The sequence below is a fragment of the Yersinia similis genome (genome assembly GCF_001053095.1).
Classification (GTDB): Bacteria; Pseudomonadota; Gammaproteobacteria; order Enterobacterales; family Enterobacteriaceae; genus Yersinia; species Yersinia similis.
This window is the reverse complement of record NZ_CGBP01000032.1, coordinates 14705-34310: the sequence shown is the minus strand read 5'-3', so window position 1 is coordinate 34310 and position 19606 is coordinate 14705. Positions and strand designations below refer to the sequence as shown.

The window sequence follows — 19606 nt, the reverse complement described above, 5'->3', positions numbered from 1 at the left end:
TTCAGGATTAATCAATAATATGAAGATACTTTATTATATTGCAATCGCGATAGCCTCGCTGCCGCTTATGGCGGCCGAAAGGCTAGAAATTATGGTGCCCAGCGGCAGCTATGTTTCTTTTATGCGTAATACCGTCACCCCTGAATTTAATAAGCTCTATCCCGAGGTTAATTTAGTGGTATCCAACGACGAACAACTGGATACTCGGATGGCCGCCGGAGATAACCCCAATGTTTACATCGGTGTATTCGGCTATCAACCCGCCAAACTGGCGAAGCTCGGCAAGCTGGCGTATTTGGATAAATTCCCCGGTTTTGCCGAATTAAATGAACGTATCGATCCTCACTTCTTACGCGAAAACTTTGGCCGTACCTACTATATTCCGTGGAACGCCACCACCCAGATGATGATTTATAATAAGGAGCTATTTGCCGAGGCAGGCTTGGATCCCGAGCGTCCTCCAGCGACCTGGGATGAATTTTTACTGGCGGCCGAAAAGATCTCCGCCTTGCCCCCTCGCTCAGACGGTAGCAAAGTCTACGGCACGGTATTCTGGAATGATGTGCTGTCATTCGGCAGTTGGTACTGGAATCTGCTGGCACCCATGTATTACAACGTTAATCAGGGCCAGTATCAGTTACTAAACCGCTACGGTACCGACATCGTATTCGACCATCCCGATGCCAACATGGCGCAGTTTATGCGTACCATGCAGCAGGCGCAGCGCTTTGCGCCACTGACTATGGAAAAAAGCTTCTTCTCCCGTAATATCGGCATGTGGCTACAATTCGGCTTCGGCTGGAAGGCCACCCTCTCGTCGGCGGCTGAACGCCCAATGGTGGTAGGCCAGGACGTGGCCATCGCCCCGATCCCGGTACAAACCAAGGGCGATATCCACTACTCGGTATTGGATGGCCGGGCCATTATGATTTTCAAGGATGAGGCCAGGAAAGAGCAACTCAGTTGGGCGCTGCTCAACCTACTTATGCGCGACGATATCAATCTACAGGCCAATATTGCCCTGGGCCAGCTCCCTACGTTGAAGGCGCTGCAAGATGCTCCCTATTTTCAGTCCGCAGAGGCACAACCGTTCGTACAGCAACTACAACATGCGATCATGAGTGAGCCTTTCGCCAATGCGATGGAGGTGGCGAATATTATTCTCGCCAACTACAGCAAAGTGGTACTGAAAGGGGAAATATCCCCGGAACAAGCGGTTGCCACCTCGGCACAGGCCGCACGCCAACTGCTCAATGAACACTGAGCCATGCACGCAGCGACCCGGTATCGATGCAGGTATTCCCCTAAGGAGCCGATGTGAAAAATAAAAATGTGATGATGGGCTACCTGTTTATTGCGCCCTGGATTATTTATTTCCTGGTTTTTATTTTATATCCCTTTTTTCTCTCTTTTCAGAACAGCTTTCTGGATATCAACGTACTGAGTCCAGAGAGTACCCAATTTGTCGGCTTGAACAACTGGATTAGTGTTTCTAGCGACGGGCTATTTTGGCGTTCGCTGTTCAACGTGATCTTTAACCAGGTCATCTTTGTCCTACTCAGTTTCGTACTGGCAATGGGTATGGCGCTGTTGCTGCACGAAATCACCCACTTCGGCGGCTTGTTCCGCACCATCATGTTTATTCCGGTTATCACTTCGATCACCGTGGCGATGATTATCTTTAATTTTCTCTCCAGCCCAGCAGGGCCGCTACAGAGCCTGCTGCTGGAATGGGGAGTGCTCGACGCGCCAGTGTTCTGGAAGTTCGAGCGCTGGTTGCCGATGCCGCTGATCGCCGTATTCAGCACCTGGAAGTGGTTTGGTATCCAAATGATCATTTTTTTAGGCGGCATTGCCGGGATCAGCAAGTCGCTGTATGAGGCGGCTGATATTGATGGTGCTTCTTGGCGTAGGAAAACCTGGAGCATTACGCTACCCCTGCTGAAACCACAGATTATCTTTGTCATGACGATGAATATTATTAACGGTATGCAGATGTTTATTGAAGTGCTGATGAACTTCGATCTTCACGGTGGCCCCTATAACGCGGCCCTGACACCGGTACTCTATTTGTATAAAACCGGTTTCTCGGATATGAAGATGGGCACCGCCTCAACTATCGGCCTGCTGCTGGCTGCGGTTATCTATATTTTCACCATGCTGCAATTGAAATTTACTCAGGAAAAGGAGCACAGCTAATGCGCATCAGCAAAAAAAATCTGTTGATTTATAGCCTGTTGGTCATCATCAGCCTGATCGTGCTGTATCCATTTTTCTTTATGATCATGAATTCGTTTAAGACTGGCTCGGAAATCATCAATGCCCCCAACGCTCTGCCGAAGAATTTTTCGTTTAATGGCTATATTCAAGCTTTTTATAGCCTGAATTTGGGGCGTATTTTCCTTAATACTTTGTTTATTTCCGTTACCGTGACTTTTGTCAATACGCTGCTTTCGGCCATGGTTGCCTACGCCATCGTCAAAATGAATCTCCCTGGCCGCGAGTTCTGGATCAAACTAATCTTGACCTCAATGATGGTGCCTGCGGTGCTGTTCACCATACCTACCTACATGATGCTGTACTCATGGGGTTGGGTGAATACTTTTCAGGCATTGATCGTGCCCGGCACCATTAGCGCCTACAACATCTTCTTACTAGTACAGTTTTTAAAACAGGTGGATAACGCCTATCTCGAAGCTGCCAGGATCGATGGCGCAGGTGAATTCACCATTTTCTTCAAGGTGGTGTTGCCGATGATCCGGCCTGCTCTTGCCACTGTCGCGATCCTCACGTTTATGGGGTCATGGAACGACTTTATGGGGCCGCTGTTGTATGTCCGCGACGATTCACTGATGACATTACAACTGGCGCTGTTCAAGTTTGTTAACGATATCCCTACTGATAACCTTGAGCAATTGTGGGCGATGACCACCATGATCGCCGTGCCAGTGGTGCTAGTGTTCTTTTTCCTACAGCGCAATTTTATCAAGGCGTTCACCGGTATCGGAGTGAAATGATGAGTGGAAAGAAAGGGTTCTTTGCGCTGGTGCTGATTATTCTGCTGGCCTATCTCAGCGCGTGGCTGATGGTCTATCAGCAGTCCAAACGCTATTTTGACTTCGCCGAACAGCGGTATGCCGCAGGGGATTATATTCTGGCGCTGAAGGGGATGAACAAGATCGAGCTGTACCGGCACGATGTTTATTCTGGCGGTTATCAGCAAGTGATCGACGACTGGCGCCACGGCATGCTGGTTTACCGACCAGATTTCTACTACCAGGCACTGGCGCGTAGTAGCGATCTATTGGCTCGGGCCAGCGATCAACAACTGGCCGAGTTTATTGCTACCTACACTGAAATTGATACCCGCTTCGTTGCCGAAGCGGCAACTTGCCTGCTGGCTCGCTACCGGCAGCGTGGTGAGAGCGCAAACCAGCGGACGATGGAGGAGTATCTGGCCGAGGCGTTTCCCGCCCATGCCTTGCGCACTTCTTCGCAGCTCGATGCTGGCTGCAATACCGATAGCTAACCCCGCCATGCGGCAGAGTGATCGGGAGATTACCTGATTTGGAGAACACTATGAGTACTGTCTATCGCGATGCCACTCTGCCCATTGAGGCTAGAATTGACGATTTGCTCAGCCAGATGACGTTGGCTGAGAAAGTGGGCCAACTGTGTCAACAACCGATGCTGGACTATCAGCAACACCGTGACGACTATCTTGCCGGGGTACGCGCTGGCCGCTGGGGGTCACGCATTCTGGCTGATACCGCCTGGGCGGGCAATGCGCCAGGAGAGAACGTCGATCCGTGCCAGTTAAATGAAATCCAGCGTGCCGCCGTAGAGCACAGTCGCCTGGGTATTCCGCTGTTGTTTGCCCGTGACGTGATTTACGGGCAGGCGACGGTGCTGCCGATACCCCTGGCGCAGGCAGCTTCCTGGAACCCTGAGCTGGTACAGCAGGCCTACCGCGTTATCGCCCGCGAGGCGGCTTCGTTAGGTATCCACTGGACCTTCGCCCCGATGCTGGATATTGCGCGCGATCCGCGCTGGGGGCGAACCATCGAAACCAGCGGGGAAGATCCCTGGCTCACCGCGCAGTTCGCCGCCGCTGTCGTCAAAGGATTTCAAGGGGACGATCTCAGCGCCGCCGATAGCCTGATGGCTTGTGCCAAGCACTTTGTCGGCTATGCCGCAGTGGAGGGCGGCCGCGACTACGATACCACCGAGCTGTCCGACAACACGCTGCACAATGTGCATCTGCCACCATTCCAAGCGGCGATAGAGGCAGGCGTTGGCTCGGTGATGACCGGTTTTTGCGATCTCGGCGGTACGCCGGTCACTGCACATGGTGAGCTGATACGCGGCTGGCTGAAACAGCAGCAGAACTTTGACGGCCTGGTGATAAGCGATTGGGGTTCGATTGCTGATCTGACTCACTTTGGTATCGCTCAAGATGCACTGAGAGCAGCAGAATTGGCGTTGCAGGCCGGTGTCGATATGGCGATGACCCATGAGGCCTATGAAGGTAAGCTGGATCAACTGGTGTTACAGGGGCGGATCAATGAGGCGTTGCTGGATGACGCAGTACGTCGGGTGCTACGCGCCAAGTTCCGCTGTGGCCTGTTTGAACGCCCTTATGTTGATGAAGAGTGGCATAAGCGCGAGCTGCGCCGTCCTGAGCATCTGGCTCTGGCACAGCGGTTAGCAGAGCAGTCGATCGTACTGCTGAAAAACCGGCAGGCGCTGCTGCCAATCTCCAGAACATCCGTACCGCTGACGCTGGCGGTGATCGGCCCACACGCCCATTCGCAGCGCCAGCATCTTGGCTCCTGGTGTCTGGACGGCGATGCCGACCACGTGATGTCGATCTATCAATCCCTCTGCGCTATCGCAGGGGAGGTTAAGGTGATCACCGAGCAGAGTAGTTTTAGCGATGAGATGATCGAATGTGCTCATCGGGCCGATATCGTTATTCTCTGTACCGGCGAGAGCCACCGCCGTACCGGCGAGGCGCGCAATATCGCCGAACTTCAGCTACCGCCGGGACAGGAGGAGTTGATCGCTGCGGTTGGGCGCATCGGTAAACCGCTGGTGGTAATACAGTGCACCGGTCGCCCGCTACCGTCACCGGCAACCGAGCAGTACGCCGATGCGCTGCTATACGGTTGGCAGTGTGGCAGCGAAGCGGGTAAGGCGATTGCTCGCATTATTTTCGGCGAACACGTTCCCTGTGGCAAATTGCCGATGACGGTGCCACGTAGTACCGGTCAGATCCCGATTTATTATGGCCGCAAGCCACTGGGCAAAATGCGCGACTATCGTGAATATCAGCCCTATAAAGATCTGGCGGATACACCGCTGTATCCCTTTGGTTTTGGCCTGAGCTATACCCGATTTACTTATAGTGATTTGCAGTTAAGCCATAAATCACTCGAATTGGGGGCATCGTTACGGGTGACAATTACCGTCACTAACGATGGCGCAGTGGCTGGGGATGAGGTGGTGCAGTGCTATATTCGCCAGTACGTCGCCAGCACCACGCGGCCACAGCGTGAACTGAAAGGTTTCCAACGTATCAGCTTGCAGCCGGGGGAAGCGGGAGAAGTTAGCTTCACGCTGGGAGTGAGCGAGCTGGCATTCTACGGCCAACATCGCCGCTATGCGCAGGAGCCTTCGCGTATCAGCGTATTTGTCGGTGGCGACTCAACGACGCCACATCAGGCGGATTTTACGCTGTTTGAGAATCTTTACGCTGTTTGAAAATAGAGAGGCCCTATTTTGAGAGGTAAGGGTATACCTAATGGAATTGGGGCAATTCACTCTCTAATGCAGTAGTTCTAAAGGCGGTGAAGTGTTGGTCATTTTACCCATGACGAAAGCCAGATTGGCGGCGGCGACCAAAGATGCGGCATGTGCATCAGTACTCATTTGTTGAGCATTCAACAAACCATTTGCCGCCTCATTGGCGACCGTTATTGTGCCAACACCACTGCGATAAGACTCCAGCGCTGCATCATAGGTAATAAAGGCGGTTTTCACGAGATTTAATGCCGCCTGATTGGATTCAAGTGCAGAGCGCAATGTATCTGCTGCTACCACAATTTCGCGCACCGCCAATTCCTGCGTTTTCTTAAATCCTTCAGCAGCAACAGCCGCGCGGGATTCTGCCTCTTTAACTCTGGCTGCACGTATCCCGCCATCGTACAGAGGAACACTGACACCGATTAAAATGCTAGAGGATGAAGTTTGTGGGCTGATACCCGGTAGACCCTGAATATCAAAATGCCCATCACCACCAGCAACAGCCCCGGCCAGATAGACTTTCGGCAAGAAATCGGCTTCAGTGGCTTTGATACCCGCCTTGGCTGCCTCGACCGCCGCATAGCTGGCTAAAACATCTGGCCGCTGGGAGAGGGCCAACTGGATCATCTTTTCTGTCGGGGCGCTTATCCCATCCGGCAAAGCACGATCTTCGGCATAGGCGGCTTTGATATCCAATGACGGAGAAACCCCCATCGCCCCCAGTAATGCCTGATAAGCATCACGTTCAGTACCTTTTGCCACCACACGACGCAACTCAGACTGTGCGACTTGCTGCCGTGCCAGCGCCACTTCAACCGTTGTCGCAATACCCTTTTTCTGGCGCTCCGCGGCAGCATCCTGAATCTTTAGGCTGTTTTGCAGCGTTTGTTTTGCTATCTGACTCTGAGTTTGTGCTGCACCATATTGGAAGTAAGTGCGAGTCACATCGTAGATTAGCTTCTGGTGCATACCATTGAAGGTCACATTAGCGGCATAAGAAGTCTGTTTAGCGGCGTCAAGTAACGCGCTGCGCTGACCGAAATCAAAGATAAGCCACTGTAATGCCAAAGCAGGAACAACCGCGCTCCCGGTTGTTTTCAGATCCTTTTCGTTGCCGATAGCATAAGGCAGAGGTGTGGTCGTACTCTGGTAACCACCAATCACACTGGCAGAAATTATCGGTAAAAATATCGCCTCCCCCATTCCTACCGCAAGCGCTGCCTGTCGCGCTTGCTGCCAGGCAATGCGGGTATCCGGATTCTGACTCTGGGCGATATCAATTAATTCTGGCAACGAATAAGCATGATCGCTTTTTATGGTAGGCGGTTGTGCTAATTCCGCCACTATCGGATTCGGTGGCACAGAAAAGTTACCGCTCCCTACGGAAGCCCTTGCATTCCCATCATGCGTCCAGGGTTCGGAGTAAGATGCAGGCGCAAGATCCAAGCGATCTGTAGCACAACCAGCGATCAACATGCTCAAACTCAATATCGAGCAAGTCAGGCTTATTTGGGCAATCCGGGCAGTTAATACTGCATGCGTCATCATGTCATTAAATTCCCAGAAGTTCCTCAAGTCGCTTTATACGTTGTTGAATAGTAAGATCAATAGGTGATAACCCTTGCCGTAAAGACCCGCTATTCTGTCCTTGCTCATCCGATAATGTCATGGCATCGCTTCCAGCCGAGAGCCGGCGCAGTTGTTCCACATCAGACGCCGATTTTTCCGTGGGTAGAAACAGAACAGGGCACAATTTGCCCATTTCTGCCAGTATGGCCTGTAAGCGCACGCACTCTTCCCGTGAGGGGCGCAATTGTGCTGGCTCAAAGGGAATTAGCGCCAACTCTTCCTGCGCACGGGTAATCTCCGCCTCAACAGTTGTGGCCTCTCTGAGCGCTGCAGGCCGGGCATCCGGCGATAGTGCGGCTAAATTTGTCAGCCCCTTCAAGGCGCGACTAATATGTACATGCACCGCATCGGTAATCGCGACCGGCCACAGCCGGCTAAAAATCAAATACACCACCAGATTACCCAGCAAGATACCCAGCACCCTATCGAGTGCTACGCCCATATCGGTACTTGGTCCGAAGCCTTGCAGCACGGTAAGCAGGAAGGCTAGTCCAACCTGTACGCCAGCATACGCGATACGCTCGCTGCCACATGACACCCAAGCGGCCAATAGAATGCAGCCAAATACCAGCGCCATTAATTGTCCGATATCATTCATGTGGGGAATAATGAAAATAATCGACAGTACCCCCATCAATGCCCCGATCAGACACCCTATAATCCGCAAAACCAGTTTATGAACCGTTTCACCTGTCGTACCGAGCGCGGCAACATAGCAAGTGATCATAGCAGTATGAATGTCCTGCCAATCCAGTGCGGTGTAGATCAGGTAGCAAATCAGAGCCGCTGCGGTGGTTTTCAGGGCAAACTGCTGATGAACAGGGTTAGTCAATGCGTCTGCTGCAAAGAATGAGGATTTCGGGGCGTCCAGGTCTTGCCCATTATCTGCATTTGCTAGTGCGATCAGCGCGTTTTTGATTTCATTGATTTCATCGCTGGCATCCTCAATAGCGAAGTGAGGGGGGGCCGCGAGATCACCGCGGGCAATCGCCTGAGCCGCATCACTACAGTAGGTCGCAAGCTCAAGGCGCACTGCCTCTGGTGAAGTAGGAGGTAACGCCGAGGTTACCAAGAGCAGCCGGTAACTACTTTTTACGGCACTTTCAAGCCAGGCCGCTTCAGCCGAGGGCCGTAGATGAAAGATACGAACAAAAAGCGCCCGCTGTTGATGCTCATGTTGCCCTTCCTGTAGCAGTTCTCCAACCCGAGCCATATTGGCGGCATCGGGGTGCCGTAATGTCTCGGCGACTGTGGATAATCGCTCCGCTAAGCTGGCCCGCAATAACGTCTGTGGTGCTCGGCCAAGGAAAAGGTTAAACCCAATAATCAGCAACATCGGTGAAACAGCCATCAACCAGGCGTACAACAGCCCCCGCGTGGCCACTTCTCCCATTGGGATATCGCTCAGTAACGTCATCACATAAGCGATAACCAGCGCAATAATACTCCCTACCGGGCCGAGCTTACTGGCTGATCCGAGATAGAGAAATAGAAACGAACTGACAATCAAGGCCGCCATTCGCAGTGGTGCGGCCTCCAGGGTGAAATGGATAAGCAGAAATACCACCCCGACGACCAACGACACCAGGATTGTTATCGCCACGGCCATCACCGTGCTCTCTACGCCATCCGGCTTCATAACAAAGATGATGAGATAGCAACTAATCGCAGATTCAGGGATGCCATATACCATGGCGATCATCGCCATCAATGCACATAGCACAGCAACACGCCACGCCATAGCCACCCGCCCTGGGAAAAAGGCTAAGTCAGCTTTTGCCTGACGGATTATGCCGCCAAGCGTACCGTCAGCAACTGTCGTCATTTCGCACGATAACCACAGCGGTCGCTCCGATACGCATCAGGTCCTCCGGTGGTTTTTCCAAACTGATCCTCACAGGGAAGCGCTGAACAACACGCACCCAGTTTAATGACTTCGGCACATAAGGCAGGCCGCGTGGAATATTTAGCATATCCTCGGAGCTAACCCCCCAGCCAATCCCTTCGACCCGTCCTTGAATCGCACGCTGTCTATCCGCCATGACATACACGGTGGCACAATTACCCACCTTGATATGTTTCAACTCCGTTTCACGGAAGAATGCTGAAGCATGCCAGTGTTCGGTATTGATAAGGGTGAAAATAGCTTGATCCGGGACGACAAACTCCCCTGCGGACACCGTCAACCCAACGACCCGACCATCATGAGGCGCATGTACTTGCGTATTAGCCAGTTCCCGTTCGGCAATGGCAAGCGCTGCACGGCGCGCTACCACTAGCGCTTTAGAAGACGCAGTACTGCTAACCAAGGCTTCGGCGGCAACAGACTGTTTTAACGCCTGTTTTAGACTGACTTCCGCATCGTGTTTCGCTGTTGCTGCATCATCTACCTGCTGGGCTGTGACATAGCCTTTAGGGCGCAAAGGTTGTAACCGAGCCAATGTCTGAGTGGCTAATTTGAGATTGGCTTGCGCCCGTACAATCTGCTCATTGGTGATTGCGGCGTTGGATTGTTCGGCGACCACTGTCCGTTGCTGGGTATCGTGGGCAGCTTCTGCCATTTTCAACTCAGCCCGCGCTTGTTCGACTTGCAGGTGGTAGAGGTCTGGTTCAATGGAAAATAGCAAATCACCGCGCTGGACTTTGCTATTTTCCTCGACATTGATCGAAATGATACGGCCAGGAACCGAGCTGGCAATATGTACGACGCTCGCTCCCAACTCCGCATCCTCAGACAGCGGGTTCAGTGTGGTCTGCCGCACTGAAAGCCATCCAGAAATTGCTGCTGCGACAATGATTACCCCGGCGACAATTAGCGCCAGTTGCCGCTTATGCCCACTCCCTTGTTGTTTATTCATATTCATTATTCATCGCGCAAACAGTAATAGGGAACAGATGAATGCCACAGCAAGCGCCAGGCAGACATACACCAACAGCCGCCATGGCAGCACCTCATCAATACCCACGCGAATAAACAGAATACGAGCAATAACCGCGGTGATTATCCCGATAAAAGCGCAAGCCATCCAAGAAGGGAAGTAGGAACCCACTAACGAAAATGAGGGAGCCTCGGCACCTGAGCAGCCACTCAGCGCTATAGCCGATAACAGGAGCCATAACCCACGCCATGGATTCTGTTTTGCTGTCGTTAAAAACGTACAGAAAAACCACTGCAGCTTCCTGAGGGAAGTCATATTATTCATTGAACAGCCTCAATTAACGCGCTAAACCCTACCAGAAAGCCGGGTTTATCATCATAAGCCAACCGCTACTGATCACTTCACAGAATGTTTTTGATTCATGATTAACCGAAATGCTTTCTCTGGTTGGGCAACGAGTTGGATATCATCCAGAGGATTACCGGCTAGCAGAGTCAGGTCAGCCAGTGTGTTATTTTCCACGACACCCTATTTATTGGGGTAAGGATTTCTTGGGCCAGAGAAGGGACAAACTTCAGTATCACCGTGACCTCCCTGCGGCTACACTCTTGAGCATAGAACAAATTCTTTCGTAACAACTTATTTTTATGACAAAAGTTAACCCGGACAGAACTCCTCTCCTGACCTGATAATGCCAATCGCCGTGTTTTTATTGTTTGCCCGAATACGCTGGCTTTTGATAGGACCCACGAGTGGCCCGCCAGTGGCTGGGGAATATGAACAGCGAATGGGAACTTAAGTCAGGTCAGACAAGAACATGGTATGAGACGGTAGATCATTCTGGAAATATAAGGAGCGTTGCTCCTCAGACTGCTGACAAACCCCGATGACTTGATCTTGAACGGTGAGGATAGGCAGAGGAGTAAAGCGTCCGCGCCAGGGAGGGCGCGGCTCGAGCCCCCAGGGAAGGCTATTTTTATACAGGGAAGCCGGCGTCTTTACGATCTGCCTGTTCTCTCCGTTGCAGGCACTTTGTCAATAACCTCCAAATATCCAGCTTTGCCTTACTGACATCAATCCCAACGTGATACATGGTTTACCTCCTTTCACAGAAACCATCACGCCTGTTTTGCTTGTTTATTCAGCGTCATAGCTCTTGGTAACCGTTCAATATTTATGCAGGCGTGAAAGGTGAAACAGAGGGTTTTCTCTACGACTCAAGGTTTTCCCTTAGCGGCGTTTTGATGTTTCAGTGTAGCGATAGCTAATCACCACAGGAGTTAAGATACAAACGGTTAGAGGCATAATGGGTGCGTTCAGGTGAATCGCCCCCTCTTTTCTATTTGATTATTTTTAACGTGGGTTTATTCAGTTTATGTAATTATACGGATTAAAATACTTTGAAATACTGATTGACGCTAAAAAGGTTAAAAGAGAAATATCCGAAAATACGTGTTAATTAATATCAAGAAATATCTCAATTATTCTGTGGTGTGGAAAAAGTAAAATATAGACTTTCAATAAACCAAACTGAACGAATAAAGCATTGCTCACGCGCGATATATATATATATCTTAAGAAAACGATAAATTATGTTTTGGTTGTTTCGTTACTTACTTGGGTATGTGATTTGCTTTACAATGCAATAGACGCAAGACAGTATTAAATAAAAATATGGGACACTATGGCATTACAAGGAAAGTTTGTTGTTAACAATGCTCACTATTCCCCTTTGAGTATTTTTGGTGTTGGTACCTTTATGGCCTTTTCTGGCAATAAGGCATACCGCAACAGAGGCGGCTGTACCATGGTCCCTGATAACGGGCCATTACCCGAGGGGCGCTACTGGATTGTTGAGCGCCCTAAAGACGGAGTTAAAACCCGCATTAATATCGCAATGAAAGATTTCCCCACCAAGTTTACCCATGCGCCGACTGACCATAATGAATGGTTTGGCTTGTACCGTGATGATGGGAAAATTGACGATTACACTTGGATCAATAATGTTGAACGTGGAAATTTCAGATTGCACCCCATCGGCCCGATGGGGGTTTCTATGGGGTGTATCACGTTACAACATGCTGCCGATTTTCAGGTGCTGCGCCAAGCCCTACTCCACACACAAACCATTGCAGTTAATGGAACTAAATTGATGGCCTATGGGGGTATTGAGGTGGTGACGTATGGCAACACTTGTCCGTAGGTTATTGAAGGTACTATTTTTTATCGGCCTGTTTATACTGGCGGTTAAGTATATCCATAGTTACCCCTATCCGATGCCTGAGAGCCAGTTACAGCACTGGTTCAGTATCTCAGAGTTTTTGGGGTTCAGTAACCCCGAAGATATCTATTTCCCGGCAATGCTGGTTCTCGATATTATTGTCGCATCGCTAGCTTATGTGTTTATTATGAAGGGATTTTATAAGTTCAGAACACGAAAAAAAACGTCACACGCGGGATAGAAAAATCACTTTCCTGTTAATGGTAACCACTCTATATCGCGTAAAGTGGTTACCCGTTTTATAGTTTTCTCGTTGTGCCATTCGCCACCCAACCTTCATCAATCGCCACCCGCACAAATTGCCGTCACCATACTCTCTACCCTCAACCAACAGAGAGTTAATCCATGAGTGATTATCATCACGGCGCGCGCGTCATCGAAATCAACGACGGTACTCGCGTTATTTCCACTGTTTCCACCGCCATTATCGGCATGGTCTGTACCAGCGATGATGCCGACGCGGCAACATTTCCCCTTAACACCCCGGTACTGATTACCAACGTACTGGCCGCCGCCGGTAAAGCCGGTAAAAAAGGTACCCTGGCCGCGTCATTGCTGGCGATTGCGGAGCAGGCCCGCCCGGTCACCATTGTCGTTCGCGAAGATTGACCAAGAGACGGGATGGCATAAAACCCTGTCTAACGTCGGCGTGAATGGCGTGACCGGTATCTCTGCCAGCGTCTACAGGGATTTACAGACCGTTGGCACTGACGCCGACCTGCTCAACCAAGCCTGTGTAACCACCCTTGTGCGCAAAGACGGTTTCAAGTTTTGGGGAGCGCGCACCTGCTCCGATGATCCACTGTTCGCTTTTGAGAACTACACCCGCACCGCACAAATTCTGGCTGACACCATGGCCGAGGCACAATTGTGGGCGATTGACCGCCCGATGCACCCGACACTGGTTAAAGACATGATTGGCAGCATCAACGCCAAGTTCCGCGAAATGAAATCCGCCGGGCTGATTATTGACGGTACTTGCTGGTATGACGACAGCGCCAACGATAAAGACACCCTAAAAGCGGGCAAACTGTTTATTGATTACGACTACACCCCAGTGCCACCACTGGAAGATTTAACTCTTCGCCAGCGTATCACCGATAAATATCTGGTGAACTTTGCCGCTGCCGTCAACAGCTAAGGAAACCTGAACTATGGCACTGCCACGTAAGCTGAAACTGATGAACCTGTTTAACGATGGTCGGGATTATATTGGGATCGTCTCCTCCATCACCCTGCCGAAACTGACCCGCAAACTGGAGAACTACCGGGGCGGCGGGATGAATGGCGCAGCGCCGATTGATTTGGGGCTGGATGATGACGCGCTGGCGATGGAGTGGGCAATGGGTGGCCTTGACGAGTTTGTGTTGCAGCAATGGGGCGCACCCAAAGTTGACGCGGTTCCGTTGCGTTTTTCTGGCGCTTACCAGCGTGACGATACTGGCGAAGTCACAGCGGTAGAGGTCGAGATCCGTGGCCGCCATAAAGAGATTGATGGCGGTGAGTCCAAGCAAGGGGAAGACACTGAAACCAAGGTGTCCACACAATGCACTTATTACAAGCTGACCATTGATGGCAAAGTCGTGATGGAGATTGACGTGGTTAATCAGCAAGGTAGCGCACAGCCTGAGCAACAGCGGCTACACCACTCAATTATCTCTCGAAGTGTTGCTGTCTGATGTCACTTATGAGGCCGAGTGAGTTCACAATAAGTGTTCTCATTCTAACTTTATTCACTTAAGGCTAATTTGCATGCGTTTACGGTATTATCATACTTGGATAAGCAGAGAGAGGAGGGGATTCGAGTATGATGCATTGCCCGCTTTGTAAGACCGCTGCACATGCTCGGTCTAGCCGTTACCTGAGTGAACAAACGAAAGAACGTTATCACCAATAAATTGCAGTTGTACTTTCGCCACGCACGAAACAGTAGACCGGATCATTGTATCGCCGGGGGAAACCAAACCAGCTCCACCACATCCAAGTTGAACCAATCAAAGAGTGTTGTGGATTTAAACGAAGCCTGCGCAAGCGGGTTTTTTTTCGCCCTAATTAGCCGAATACTAAAATGTTATCACCATGCTATTTTAAATCTCTGCTGCCATTTTGCTGCCAATAGCTTTCAGAAACAAAAAAGCCACTTCGTTAAAAGTGGCTTAATCATATGATTTTAAAGCTAAAATTTGGTGGCCCCTACTGGACTTGAACCAGTGACCAAGCGATTATGAGTCATAAAATCGGCATGTTTTCAATTGTTCGTCATTGTCTCGGTTTGTATTTTTAATTGTCTATAATCAATTAGTTATGATGTTAATGTTGTTTCTGTTTGGTTGCCTGATATCCTCATTGTATTATCCTTACCTGACCCGTTACCTGACCCGAAATAGGCATCGGGTCAGGTAACGCCCATCCTTAGAAAGGTAGACCCATGGCCACGAATCTTACCGAGACCGCTATACGTGGATTGAAAACCAAGAACACTGCGTATTACGAGTGGAGTAACAGCGCTCAACGTGGCACCGGCAGGCTCGGCGTGAAGGTACAACCTTCCAGCAGCAAGGTGTTTTACTTTCGCTACTACGTTGAGAAAGGGAAGAAAGAGCGATTCATCCAGTTGGGCATCTGGCCTGAAATGAAACTGGTAACAGCCAATGAGCTGGCGAAAAAATACGGTGCCTGGCTTATTGAAGGAAAAGATCCTCAGCAAGAACTTGAGCAGCAACGTCTGGCCGAGCAACACATCATGCAGCTCCATCGTTCCCAGGGATCGTTTGAAGAACTGGTGCATGGGTACGTTAATAAGATGAAGCTCGACAACAAACGGACTTGGGCCGATGTGCTGAAACGTCTTGAAAAGGAGTGTTACTCGGTTATTCCTCGTGAGACCAAAGCGAAGGATGTCACTCCGTTGCAGATCAAACACATTCTCTCAGGCATTATCCAGCGTGATGCTGTGGTCCATGCAAACCGGATTCGCTCGTATCTGATGGCGGCATTCAACTACGGTCTGAAAGCTGATAACGATCCCATGAATACCAGCGTGGGTATTACGTTCGGTCTTGAAGTTAACCCGGTATCGGCCATACCGAAGCAGTCTTCGGCGGAAAAAGTGGGTGATACATGGTTAACGTTGGAAGAGCTTCGTTTTGTCATGGAACATTTCTCCGAGGCGACTGGCGTGGGTCCCTTGATGCAACACTTAATTCGTTTCTGTACTTACGTTGGCGGGCAGCGTCCGTTTGAAATGATTGCCAGCCAATGGAGTGCTATTGATTGGCAACAAAAGACACTGCTGGTAATAGCGGATGTCTCGAAAAACAAGCGTGAGCATCTGATCCCGCTGACTGAATCGGCGCTACAGGAATTAGCCTCAGTGAAAGAGCTGACTAAGGAAAGTAACAGTCCTTATATTTTCCCGCTCTCGACCAACGGTGAGCGACCGGTACGCACTGATAGCCTGGCGCGTTCCATTATGTATTTCCGGGCCTTTAATCCTGAGTTTAAAGTTTTCACGGCGCGAGATTTACGTCGGACCTGTAAGACTCTGATGGGGGAGGCGGGGATCAGTAAAGAGATCCGTGATCGTATTCAGAATCACGCTTTAAATGACGTAAGCTCGAAACACTATGACCGTTATGATTACCTGACTGAAAAGCGCAGGGCGCTTGAGATCTGGGAAGATCGGGTCAACAACTATCAGCGGCAGCAGGAAAACAACGTTGTGAACTTGTTTGGGCGGAGGTAAGGGCTTGTCAAAATATGAGCTAAATTCAGCAGAAGAGCGGTATCAGCCGGGCTCTGGAGACTTGGTGCTGGCTAATAAGCTGGGGATTATCGATGAGCATGAGATGGAGGCGCTGGAGTCGGGCTTGCTGCTGATGCTGTATGAGCAGCTATTTATTGAGGGCCAGCCTCCTGAAGCGCTGGCTTTTGAGCACATCAGTAGGTGGCATCGCCAATGGTTGGGGAATGTGTACGATTGGGCAGGGAGGTTGCGTAACGCTAACCTGACTAAGGATGGTTTTCAGTTTGCTGCTGCCGATAGGATTCTGCTTCTCATCGATGGTTTTGAGAAACAATTTCTTTCTCGGACTAGGGAGTTGAAGTCTTTACTTCGCCCTGAGCTGATTAGATATCTGGCTGAATCTCATGTGGAATTTATTTTGATCCACCCATTCAGGGAAGGTAACGGGCGTCTGTCGCGGCTGCTTTGCGATGTATTGGCTGTTCAGGCGGGAAAGAGCTTGCTGGATTACAGCTTATGGGATGAGCACAAAGCGTTTTACTTTAAGGCAATTCAGGCTGGCGTATCGGGGAACTATAGCCCCATGATGCAACTGGTGAGCGACATCTTGCCAGATTAACGGGCGAGACCAACGGCTTTCGCCTGTGCCAGATTTTGTTTGAGTTGCTGCTCAATTTTTTGCACAGAAACACCTGTTTCGATAGCGGTCGAGCTGGCGACGGCACGGTAGATTTGAGTTTTAGTGATCTGGCTATGTGCTATTTTTTGTGTCATGTGGAAAGCCTCGTTGTTTCAGTCTTGATTCTAGTTTGGATAGGGGGGACTGGCAAGGCTGTTATCTGCTAATCGTTTACCAAGGGGAACTTGGGTTTCCTAGGGGATTAATCAGATGCGCCACGATTTCCAGTCCTTGCTAAAAGTACTGATGAATTATTAAGTTACGTGTAAAATATGCGCACTCATTACTCTGTTATGGATTTAGGGGAAAGATATGGCGCACGATTTTTACACTCTGGAGGAAATGGCCCCCCGCTTTGGTGTGGATGCTAATGTATTCATTAAGGCGTGGCTTGAAGGGCGGCTTCCTCTTTACATTTACTTCGGTAATGAGAGCCGACCATGTACGATCAAGCGCTGTGTTTCCGCTAAAGAAAATGAACATGTCATGCATGACATACTTTATGGCCGTGATTTCTATCAGAGCAAAGCTAGCCCAGACAACGATGTATTGATGTTTGTACCAGAAACTCCGTTAAGCGCGCATCTGAAAGTTAAGGCTCAATATGAGTTTGGTGGTGGCAATATGCCTGAGCGGGGGAAATACTACGAATACATGTATCAGGGAAATGCCCGAGGTTATTGGCTTGCCAAGCCAACAAATGTTGCCCATTTGAGCCGTGGAAAATATTTACTGACTGATAAAGAGTCTTTTGAGTATAAGAAGCTATTTCTTGGTGATGTGATGGTTCATGCTCACGAGGAGTATGATTATCTTATTTTTTCTGAGAATACCTATGTTGAAAAATCATCTTTAATGATCAGAGAAGACGATATCAAGACCAACCTCCCCGAACTAAAAAAAGCCAGTGTCCACGTTATTGATAATGAAATTACAACAGAAGAGTCGGGGATAGTTAATTCCTTAAAAGAATATCCCACTCCAAAAATCAAATTCGCTCTTTGTCTGATGATTCATATTCTCGCTCCAAAACGCAGTGATAACACACCAATAATTACAAAAATAACTTCGGATTTTAACCTGTTATGGGATGAAGGGTTTTCAGAAAGCACAGTTAACAGTTGGGCTAAGAAGCCAGATTTACAAAGTAAGAAAAGACTACGGCCATCATTCGCCCAAGAAACCGGAATATATATCCTCCTCTCAACTTACTGCGCTCTCGAAGATATCAAAAAAAATGCTTCAATCGTGGCTACTCGGCTCACCGAGTTGGTCACATCTACATCGTTGAATTTGGGTGTTAAGTTCTCTGCTGAAGATGTAACTCCTTGGCTCAAAAGGCCTCCCAAAAGACGTTCCAGCAAGAGTAATTAGCGCTTTAATAAGTTATTAATAAGGACTTAGTAAAAAACGCAGGTCTTCCCCACAAAATCAATTCGATACATGATGCCTCCACCGAAACAACAGGAGGCAATCATGAACACACCTTTTACTCAACCGACGGCTGAACAGCGTCTACAGGCTCTGCAGAACTATGGAGAGCCTTCCGATCGCTTGGTACGTGAACAAGAGCGTCAGCGCATTACATCCATTGCTCGCTCCACTGCGTGGAAGCTTGAGCGAGTAGGCAAATTTCCTTTGCGTAAAGCTCTTGGGACCAAGTCTTGTGGCTGGCTTCTGAGCGACTTACTTTTTTGGATCAACATCCGATGATGTTCTCTGAACCTTAGCCGTTACTAGCTGTTCCGCCAATACTCATAGAGACCAATATGAATGTGACTGGATAACTAAAATTGAAACATTGTTTAATATTACAGCGAGACTCTTATGTCAAAAAAAATCACGTTCTCCACTAACTACGAATCAACCATTGAAGCTTATAAGGAGTACAGTAAAAATGTAGGATGTTCACTCTCTGCGACTATTTCTCAAGTGTTGCACGCTGCTGCGCCATCGTTTTTGAAAAAACAAATCCCATTGATTTCTGGTGGATCTAAAAAAACAGATGCGGAGTTTCTTCTGGATATTTGAAAGTCTCATATTTTGATGTCAGGACATATTCTGGATGTGAAAGATATAAAAAACAGTCTGTCAGACCAGAGAATGAGTAATCTTGAAATAGAGGAAATTAAAAAAACGTTAAGAAACTTTATTGAGGAAACTGAGGCAAAAAATGTTATTTATATTTACACGGATCGAAAGGTGAATTATGCAAAACGATTGGCAACTGGACTTGCTACTATCCAGTTGATCAAAGATGCCATGTATGAAAGTAATTTTTTTGATCTTAGCCGGGTTGTATTACTCCCTGCTATTGAGCTAATTGAGTATGGAATTGATAGTGTTCTCAAAAGGCACTCTATAAATATTTCATTCCCACATATTTGTTGGATTCCGATTTTTTATATAAACGATAAGGCTGTGATGATACCTGTTATTCAAGAACGTGACGTTCCATCTTCCTCAAAACCAACGGGGAACATTATCATTATTAATCCTTTTGCCGATATAATTAAGGGTGAAAAAAATTGATTTATTGATTTCCTCCTTTAGGTACCTAAAGGTAGCTGTAATTAATAACTGATACC

19 protein-coding genes and 3 pseudogenes are annotated in these 19606 nt (G+C 49.1%); 16 read left to right on the top strand and 6 right to left on the bottom strand.

Annotated features, from left to right (window positions below; all coding sequences use genetic code 11):
- The first annotated feature begins 19 nt into the window (after window positions 1-19).
- Genes AC971_RS18225 through AC971_RS18205 form a run of 5 tightly spaced genes read left to right on the top strand, consistent with a single transcriptional unit; the run spans window position 20 to window position 5763 of the window.
- Entirely contained in the window at window positions 20-1264 is a 1245-nt protein-coding gene (locus tag AC971_RS18225) for an extracellular solute-binding protein (protein ID WP_025381501.1), read from the top strand.
- 53 nt (window positions 1265-1317) lie between these two features.
- Window positions 1318-2199, top strand: a complete 882-nt coding sequence (locus tag AC971_RS18220) for a carbohydrate ABC transporter permease (protein WP_025381500.1) — start codon at window positions 1318-1320, stop codon at window positions 2197-2199.
- A complete protein-coding gene (locus AC971_RS18215) occupies window positions 2199-3017 on the top strand; it encodes a carbohydrate ABC transporter permease (protein WP_025381499.1) in 819 nt (272 codons plus the stop codon). The genes AC971_RS18220 and AC971_RS18215 overlap by 1 nt, the downstream gene beginning before the upstream one ends.
- Entirely contained in the window at window positions 3014-3529 is a 516-nt protein-coding gene (locus tag AC971_RS18210; RefSeq protein ID WP_025381498.1) for a hypothetical protein, read from the top strand. Before AC971_RS18215 ends, AC971_RS18210 begins: the two co-directional genes overlap by 4 nt.
- 50 nt (window positions 3530-3579) lie before the next feature.
- On the top strand, window positions 3580-5763 hold the full coding sequence (locus AC971_RS18205; protein WP_025381497.1) for a glycoside hydrolase family 3 N-terminal domain-containing protein: 2184 nt from the start codon (window positions 3580-3582) through the stop codon (window positions 5761-5763).
- A 63-nt stretch (window positions 5764-5826) separates the two neighbouring features.
- Here AC971_RS18205 and AC971_RS18200 read toward each other — a convergent pair whose 3' ends face one another.
- From AC971_RS18200 to AC971_RS18180, 5 genes and pseudogenes are all read right to left on the bottom strand, one after another.
- Entirely contained in the window at window positions 5827-7353 is a 1527-nt protein-coding gene (locus tag AC971_RS18200) for a TolC family protein (protein WP_025381496.1), read from the bottom strand.
- A 4-nt stretch (window positions 7354-7357) separates the two neighbouring features.
- The gene (locus tag AC971_RS18195) at window positions 7358-9259 is read right to left on the bottom strand and encodes an FUSC family protein (RefSeq protein ID WP_025381495.1); all 1902 of its coding nucleotides are present in this window, start codon (window positions 9257-9259) and stop codon (window positions 7358-7360) included.
- Window positions 9243-10292 (bottom strand): multidrug transporter subunit MdtN, encoded by a 1050-nt coding sequence (gene mdtN / locus AC971_RS18190; RefSeq protein ID WP_025381494.1) that lies wholly within the window; start codon window positions 10290-10292, stop codon window positions 9243-9245. Before mdtN ends, AC971_RS18195 begins: the two co-directional genes overlap by 17 nt.
- A gap of 9 nt (window positions 10293-10301) precedes the next feature.
- Window positions 10302-10637 carry a YtcA family lipoprotein gene (locus AC971_RS18185; protein ID WP_025381493.1) on the bottom strand — a complete coding sequence of 112 codons (336 nt, stop codon included), beginning with the start codon at window positions 10635-10637 and terminating at the stop codon, window positions 10302-10304.
- Window positions 10634-10835 (bottom strand): annotated as a pseudogene (locus AC971_RS18180) (hypothetical protein). The gene AC971_RS18185 and the pseudogene AC971_RS18180 overlap by 4 nt, the downstream one beginning before the upstream one ends.
- Before the next feature lie 1162 nt (window positions 10836-11997).
- Between AC971_RS18180 and AC971_RS23460 the strand changes: the two are divergent.
- The 7 genes and pseudogenes from AC971_RS23460 to AC971_RS18150 all read left to right on the top strand — a co-directional run bounded on the left by AC971_RS23460 (window position 11998) and on the right by AC971_RS18150 (window position 16958).
- The gene (locus AC971_RS23460; protein WP_025381492.1) at window positions 11998-12516 is read left to right on the top strand and encodes a DUF2778 domain-containing protein; all 519 of its coding nucleotides are present in this window, start codon (window positions 11998-12000) and stop codon (window positions 12514-12516) included.
- Window positions 12497-12775, top strand: a complete 279-nt coding sequence (locus tag AC971_RS18170) for a hypothetical protein (RefSeq protein ID WP_025381491.1) — start codon at window positions 12497-12499, stop codon at window positions 12773-12775. Before AC971_RS23460 ends, AC971_RS18170 begins: the two co-directional genes overlap by 20 nt.
- 164 nt (window positions 12776-12939) lie before the next feature.
- Window positions 12940-13735 (top strand): annotated as a pseudogene (locus AC971_RS18165) (phage tail sheath C-terminal domain-containing protein).
- A 13-nt stretch (window positions 13736-13748) separates the two neighbouring features.
- The gene (locus AC971_RS18160; RefSeq protein WP_025381490.1) at window positions 13749-14273 is read left to right on the top strand and encodes a phage major tail tube protein; all 525 of its coding nucleotides are present in this window, start codon (window positions 13749-13751) and stop codon (window positions 14271-14273) included.
- 128 nt (window positions 14274-14401) lie between these two features.
- A pseudogene (locus AC971_RS23450) lies at window positions 14402-14583 on the top strand (ogr/Delta-like zinc finger family protein).
- A gap of 439 nt (window positions 14584-15022) precedes the next feature.
- On the top strand, window positions 15023-16339 hold the full coding sequence (locus tag AC971_RS18155) for a tyrosine-type recombinase/integrase (RefSeq protein ID WP_025381489.1): 1317 nt from the start codon (window positions 15023-15025) through the stop codon (window positions 16337-16339).
- Window positions 16340-16343: 4 nt separating this feature from the next.
- Window positions 16344-16958, top strand: coding sequence for a Fic/DOC family protein (locus AC971_RS18150; protein WP_025381488.1), 615 nt, complete (start codon window positions 16344-16346; stop codon window positions 16956-16958).
- Here the strand turns inward: AC971_RS18150 and AC971_RS22245 are convergent.
- Window positions 16955-17113 carry a hypothetical protein gene (locus AC971_RS22245; protein WP_038402017.1) on the bottom strand — a complete coding sequence of 53 codons (159 nt, stop codon included), beginning with the start codon at window positions 17111-17113 and terminating at the stop codon, window positions 16955-16957. The two genes, AC971_RS18150 and AC971_RS22245, sit on opposite strands and share 4 nt — an antisense overlap.
- 217 nt (window positions 17114-17330) lie before the next feature.
- On the opposite strand from AC971_RS22245, the gene AC971_RS25300 reads away from it, so the two are divergent.
- From AC971_RS25300 to AC971_RS18130, 4 genes are all read left to right on the top strand, one after another.
- A complete protein-coding gene (locus AC971_RS25300; RefSeq protein WP_025381487.1) occupies window positions 17331-18392 on the top strand; it encodes a hypothetical protein in 1062 nt (353 codons plus the stop codon).
- 102 nt (window positions 18393-18494) lie between these two features.
- Window positions 18495-18731: a helix-turn-helix transcriptional regulator gene (locus tag AC971_RS18140; protein WP_025381486.1), complete on the top strand. Its 237-nt coding sequence runs from the start codon at window positions 18495-18497 to the stop codon at window positions 18729-18731.
- Between the two features lie 114 nt (window positions 18732-18845).
- The gene (locus tag AC971_RS18135; RefSeq protein WP_025381485.1) at window positions 18846-19049 is read left to right on the top strand and encodes a hypothetical protein; all 204 of its coding nucleotides are present in this window, start codon (window positions 18846-18848) and stop codon (window positions 19047-19049) included.
- Window positions 19050-19085: 36 nt separating this feature from the next.
- A complete protein-coding gene (locus tag AC971_RS18130) occupies window positions 19086-19550 on the top strand; it encodes a hypothetical protein (protein ID WP_144236053.1) in 465 nt (154 codons plus the stop codon).
- Window positions 19551-19606: the final 56 nt, after the last annotated feature.